The sequence below is a fragment of the Bradyrhizobium sp. genome (assembly GCF_049586575.1).
In the GTDB taxonomy this organism is placed as follows: domain Bacteria; phylum Pseudomonadota; class Alphaproteobacteria; order Rhizobiales; family Xanthobacteraceae; genus Bradyrhizobium.
The window spans coordinates 1-6,238 of record NZ_JBAVCF010000505.1 but is presented as its reverse complement, the minus strand read 5'-3'; the positions used below and the strand labels follow the sequence as shown (position 1 = coordinate 6,238).

Here is a 6,238-nt window from a genome sequence, read left to right as displayed (position 1 = left end):
ATAGTGGGCCGCCGAAGCTTCAGCGAAGGTGGCAAGCGGGGCATCCAGTATTTCGAGAGCTATTCGGGTCAATGGCGGGCGCTGGTACTTACTGGATCGTCCGCCTTCGCGGACGATGACGGAGCGTAAAATGACAGGTGAACTCACCGGCAGGGTCGCGATCGTGACCGGCTCCGGTCGCAATATTGGCCGCGCGATCGCGCTTTCGCTCGCTGAGGGCGGCGCATCCGTTCTCGTCAACGCGCGCGGCAACCGCGACGAGGTCGAAGCGGTGGTGCGTGAAATCGAGGGCAGGGGTGGAAAGGCGCTTGCCCATGTCGGCGATATTGCCGATGCCAACGCCGTGCAGGTGATGGTCGATCTGGCGGCGAAGCAGTTCGGCCGCATCGACATTCTCGTGAACAACGCGGCGTTGCGGCGCGAGAAGCCGTTTGCGGAGATGACCTATGCCGACTGGCGCGAGGTGATGAACGTTATCCTCGACGGCACATTCCACTGTGTGAAGGCGTGCCTGCCGCACCTGAAGAAGAGCGGGGCGGGGACCATCGTCAATATCGGTGGCCTGAGCGCGCATACCGGCGCCAGCGACCGCGCCCACGTCGTCACCGCGAAGGCCGGGATCATCGGCTTTACCCGCGCGCTCGCCCATGACCTCGCGCCGGACGGCATTACCGTCAATTGCGTCGTGCCCGGCATCATCGGCACGCCACGGCCGAGGAACACGCCGGAACCGGCACACCATCTGATCCACCGGACGATCACCGGCGAGCGTGGCAAGCCGGAAGACGTCGCGGCCGCTGTGCGTTTCCTGTGCAGTCCCGCCGCGCGCTACATCAACGGCCAGGCGATTCATGCCAATGGTGGAGCTTATCTGGGCGGGTAATCCCGTCCATCTGCCCACCTTTTTGCGTATGAGTGTCCCGATTCTGACACTGGCAGACTCGGGTTTTGGTGCTAATCATATTGAGCATGAACCAGCACGCCAAAATCGAGGCTCCGGCCGCACGCGCCAAGGTCGCGATCCGGCATTCGACTTGCCCGCACGATTGCCCGTCGGCATGCGCCCTCGATGTCGAGGTGATCGATGGTTCTTCGATCGGCCGGGTTCGCGGTTCGAAGCTGCAGACCTACACGGCAGGGGTGGTCTGCGCCAAGGTTGCCCGCTACGCCGAGCGCATCCATCATCCCGATCGGCTGACCTATCCGATGTTCCGCGTCGGAGGGAAAGGATCCGGCAAGTTCGCGCGGATTTCCTGGGACGATGCCCTCGATGAAATCGCCGGCCGCTTCAACGCCGCCGAGCGCGAGTTCGGCGCGGAATCGGTCTGGCCTTATTACTATGCCGGCACCATGGGATTGGTGATGCGCGATGGCATCAACCGCCTCGCCCATGTGAAGAAATATTCGCGCTTCTATTCCACGATCTGCTCGACCATTGCGCGCGTCGGCTTTACCGCGGGCACCGGCAAGATCGCCGGCGTCGATCCGCGCGAGATGGGCGTCTCCGACCTTATCGTGATCTGGGGCACCAACGCGGTGAACACCCAGGTCAACGTGATGACGCATGCGATGCGCGCGCGGAAAGAACGTGGCGCGAAGATCGCGGTCGTCGACGTCTACAACAACGAGACGATGAAGCAGGCCGACGTCAAGATACTGGTGCGGCCGGGCACCGACGGCGCATTCGCCTGCGGTGTCATGCACGTGCTGTTCCGCGAAGGTTTTGCCGACCGCGACTATATGGATCGCTACACCGATTGCCCCGGCGAACTGGAAGCGCATCTGAAGACCCGCACCCCCGAATGGGCATCGGCGATTTGCGGCGTGCCGGTCGAAGAGATCGAGGCCTTCGCGCGCATGGTCGGCCGGACCAAGCGGAGCTTTTTCCGTCTCGGCTATGGCTTTACCCGCAGCCGTAACGGCGCGGCCCAGATGCATGCGGCACTGTGCATTCCCGCGGTGACCGGCGCCTGGCAGCACGAAGGCGGCGGCGCGTTCTTTAACAATGCGGCACTCTGGAAATTCGACAAGTCCATCATCGAGGGCGATGACGCGATCGATCCCAATGCGCGGCGGCTCGACCAATCCAAGGTCGGGCGAATTCTCACCGGCGATCCCGTAGCGCTTCACAACGGACCTCCGGTCAAGGCGATGCTGATCCAGAATACCAATCCGATGACGGTGGCGCCGGAGCAGGCGCTGGTGCGCCGCGGCTTCGCGCGCAAGGATCTGTTTGTCGCGGTGCACGAGCAGTTCATGACCGAGACAGCGCAGATGGCCGATGTCGTGCTGCCGGCCACCATGTTCATGGAGCATGACGATCTCTATTACGGCGGCGGCCACCAGCACATCTCGGTCGGCGCCAAGCTGATCGAACCGCCCGGCGAATGCCGCTCCAACCATCAGGTTCTGCAGGGGCTCGCGACGCGGCTGAAGATTTCTCACCCCGGTTTCGAGATGTCGCCGCGCGAACTGATCGACGCGACCTTGCGCAAGAGCGGCCATGGCGGCATCGCCGGGCTCGAGGCGGATATCTGGCGCGATCTCCAGCCGGATTTCCGCACCTCGCACTATCTCGACGGTTTTGCGCATAAGGACGGCAAATTCCACTTCAAGGCGGATTGGGCCCATGTTCCCGTCAGCAATGCCGGCATGATGGGCGCGTGGGACCAGATGCCGTCGCTACCCGATCATTGGACCGTGATCGAGGAAGCGGACGAGGCGCATCCGTTTCGCCTGGCGACCAGCCCCTCGCGCAGCTTCCTCAATACGACCTTCAACGAGACGCTGTCGTCGCAGGCGCGCGAGGGCGCGCCCGGCGTGATGATCCATCCCGACGACGCCTTGAGGCTCGGGATCGCCGATGGCGACGCCGTTACGCTCGGCAATCTGCGCGGCGAGACCACGCTGACGGCGAAACATTTCGACGGGGTGCGCCGCGGCGTGCTGATCGCCGAATCCGTGCATCCCAACAAGGCCCATATCGGCGGGCGCGGCATCAACATGCTCACCGGCGCCGAGGCCGTGGCTCCGGTCGGCGGCGCGGCCTTCCACGACAACAAGGTCTGGATCAGGAAGGCCGAGCCTTCGATTCCGACGCCGTAGACATATTTCGAAAAGACATTCTAAAGTCCTAGCCGTCATTGCCAGGAGCAATGCAACGAAGCAATCCAGTTTTCTTTCGAGGTTGCTGGATTGCTTCGCGGGCACTCGCAATGACGGGAGGATGCAACCATGACTGACACCACTACCGTTCTCATCGAGAAGCGCGCCAAAGCGCTCTGGATCACCGTCAACCGGCCGGAGAAGCGCAACGCCATCAATGCCGATGTCATCGCCGGCATCGCGCGCGGTTATCGCGCCGCCCACGATGATCCGGAGGTTCGCGTCATCGTGCTGACCGGGGCGGGCGAGAAAGCATTCTGCGCCGGCGCCGACTTGCAGAATACCGGCGGCGCGTTCGCCGCGGATTTTTCCAGGCCCAATGTCGACTACGCCGATCTGCTGCGGCTGTCGCAGAACGCGACCAAGCCCGCGATCGCGCGCGTCAATGGCGTCTGCATGGCCGGCGGCATGGGGCTGTTGTGCATGACCGACATGGCGGTCGCCTCCGATCACGCGATCTTCGGATTGCCGGAGGTCAAGGTCGGCGTATTTCCGATGCAGGTGTTGAGCCTGTTGCAGTCGATCGCCCCGCGGCGACTGATTCATGAGTGGGCGATCACCGGCGAGCCGTTCGATGCGCGAGCGGCGCAGGCGGCAGGACTGTTGAACTACGTCGTGCCGGTGGCCGAACTCGACGCCAAGGTCGATTGGCTGGCCGGCCGCATCACCGACAAGTCGCCGACCGCGATCCGGCGCGGCAAATATGCGATGCGCGCCATCGCCTCGATGTCGTTCGACGAGGCCATCGCCTATACCGAAAGCCAGATCGCGATCCTCGCCATGACCGAAGACGCCAGGGAGGGACTCAAGGCGTTTGCCGAAAAGCGCAAGCCTTCCTGGCCGGGGAAGTAGGCTTCCAGTGTCGTCGCTGCATTCGCAGGGACGACTTTTGAGGGGCGCGTGCGCCTTCCTCGAATCCCTTGGTCGCGACCTCATTCATACCCCGATGCCCGATAGACCTCGCGTCCGCCGACCCAGGTCGACAGCGCTCTCATGTCGCGGATCGTCTCCGGCCTTGCGGTGAGGAAATCGTCGGTCAGCACCGCGAAGTCGGCGAGCTTGCCGGGCTCGATCGATCCGCGCGTCTTTTCTTCGCCGATCAGTTTCGCGTAGTTGATGGTGACGAGCTTGAGCAGCAGCGGCCGCGAGGCGATCTTCTGGTCCGCGCCATAGACGCCATCCGAAATCGTGTCGCGGCTTGCCATGTGGTACAGATTCCAGAATGGATTGAAGGGGACCACCGGGCTATCGGTGCCGCCGGCAACGAGCAGGCCCGCATCGAGATAGGTCTTGACCGGTGTCACTTCGCTCGCGGTTTCCCAGCCCCAGTATTTCTTCAGCACCGGTGCTGCCAGATAAAGGTGATCCTGCGCGGACACCGCAATATCGAGCGCCTTCAGACGCGCGACCTGTTCCGGCCGAGAGACGAAGGCGTGCTCGACCGACCAGCGCTTGCCCTTGATCGATGCGTCCTTGTCGGCCGCCGCGTAGGCGTCGAGAACTTCATCGAGCGCGGCGTCGCCAACGGCATGGGTGATGACATGCCAGCCGTCGCGATTCAGCTCGCGCACGACCTCGGTGTAGGCCGCCGGCGGCGACACGGTGAGGCCGGTAAACGTTCCACCTTTGCCATAGGGCTCAAGGTAAGGCTTTGAAAGATGGCCGCCCTCGAATCCGCCATCGACGAGCAGCTTGACGCCGTCGACCTTGACCCAGTCACTGCCTTCGCCCTGATGCGTTCCCCAGGCTTGGATCGCCTTGCGCGCGGCCTCCGCCGAACGCAAGGAGAAACCCGGCATGTAGACCGTCCAGCGCAGCGTCAGCTTTCCGTCCGCCTCCGCCTGCTTCATCAGATGGTAGGCCTGGATCATGTCGCCCTTGTAGGCGCCGGGAATGCGAAGCGCGGTCATGCCATAGGGGGCGACGGCCTTCTGCGTTGCCAGGATGTCGTCCATACTCACCGGCTTCGGGTGCGGCAGAGTAACCATCGACCTCGCTTCGTCGACCAGTTCTCCGGTCAGTTCGCCGGCGCTGTTGTGCCCGATCTGTCCGCCGTTCGGCGGCGGCGTGTCCTTGCCGATGTTCCATTTCTTCAACGCGGCGATGTTGAGGATGTATTCGTGGCCGCCGCGCACCAGCACGACAGGCTTGCCCGGTGCAGCCTGTTCGATCTCCTCGGCTGTTGGCAGGCGCTGTTCTTTCAATTGCGCCTCGTGCCAGTCCGAGTTGGAGACGATCACGGAGTCCGCAGGCGCTGCGGCAGCGGCGTTGGCGACCGTCGTCAGCAACTCGCCAACGGAACGCACATGACTGAGATCGACGCCGGAGCCTCCGCCTTCGTTGTGGAAGTGGTCATCGGTGATGCCCGGCGAGACGAAGCGGCCCTTGAGGTCAATCACCCTGGTCTGCGGGCCGACGTAGCGACGCACGTCGCTGTCGGTCCCGGCCGCCGTGAAGCGATCGCCCGTAACCGCAAAGCCCTGCACGACGCGATCGCTTTCATCGGCCGTGAAAACCTTGCCGTTGACGAACACGATATCGGCGGGCGTTGGCGTTTGGGCCGACGCGGCGTTTGTGGCGGCGACAAAGGCCGCGGCGATCACAAGGGCGGTTCGAGGTTTCATTGGCAATCCCCTTTATTGTCGAACGCAGAGAGTTGGCGATGGCCGCTCGCCTCTGAACCGATAACAGAAGGGAAGGGGCTTCCAAAGCGGGCGTGGCGCAGTCCTCGCTTTCGTTTTCGCAGAGCAAGCGTCACCGTTCTCGCGGCGCGAAATTGCGCCCGAGCCTGTGCCGGATAGTGTCCCTCGTTGGGTGAGGGCGCAGGGAAAGCCGGGTGCGGGCACGCACCCATAGCCTCGCGTGCAAATGAAAAAAGCACACGAGTTAGTCCACCACAGGTACTGCCGGATCACCCGGCTTTCCCCGCGCAATGGTTTTAACGGTTTCCTTCGCGCTCGCCTCGGAGACCGGGCTTTGTTGCCTCCGTCGCAGGTCACAATGCGAAAGCATCGTCACCAGCTTGATATCAGCGTCGGGAATCAGGCCCACACGACTTCGCCGTCCGCATGAG

At 63.2% G+C, this 6,238-nt stretch carries 5 protein-coding genes; 3 read left to right on the top strand and 2 right to left on the bottom strand.

The genetic code is table 11. From position 1 onward, the window contains the following. Positions 1-130 precede the first annotated feature (130 nt). The 3 genes from WB528_RS19270 to WB528_RS19260 all read left to right on the top strand — a co-directional run bounded on the left by WB528_RS19270 (position 131) and on the right by WB528_RS19260 (position 4,017). Positions 131-883: an SDR family NAD(P)-dependent oxidoreductase gene (locus tag WB528_RS19270; protein ID WP_423889988.1), complete on the top strand. Its 753-nt coding sequence runs from the start codon at positions 131-133 to the stop codon at positions 881-883. Between the two features lie 86 nt (positions 884-969). Then, a complete protein-coding gene (locus WB528_RS19265; RefSeq protein WP_423889987.1) occupies positions 970-3,105 on the top strand; it encodes a molybdopterin-dependent oxidoreductase in 2,136 nt (711 codons plus the stop codon). Positions 3,106-3,234: 129 nt separating this feature from the next. After that, positions 3,235-4,017 carry an enoyl-CoA hydratase/isomerase family protein gene (locus tag WB528_RS19260; RefSeq protein ID WP_423889986.1) on the top strand — a complete coding sequence of 261 codons (783 nt, stop codon included), beginning with the start codon at positions 3,235-3,237 and terminating at the stop codon, positions 4,015-4,017. Positions 4,018-4,097: 80 nt separating this feature from the next. On the opposite strand, the gene WB528_RS19255 is transcribed toward WB528_RS19260, so the two are convergent. Both WB528_RS19255 and WB528_RS19250 read right to left on the bottom strand, forming a co-directional pair. After that, positions 4,098-5,789 carry an amidohydrolase gene (locus WB528_RS19255; RefSeq protein ID WP_423889985.1) on the bottom strand — a complete coding sequence of 564 codons (1,692 nt, stop codon included), beginning with the start codon at positions 5,787-5,789 and terminating at the stop codon, positions 4,098-4,100. Between the two features lie 262 nt (positions 5,790-6,051). Next, positions 6,052-6,238 (bottom strand): hypothetical protein (locus WB528_RS19250; RefSeq protein WP_423889984.1); only part of this gene is annotated, 187 nt, incomplete at its 5' end.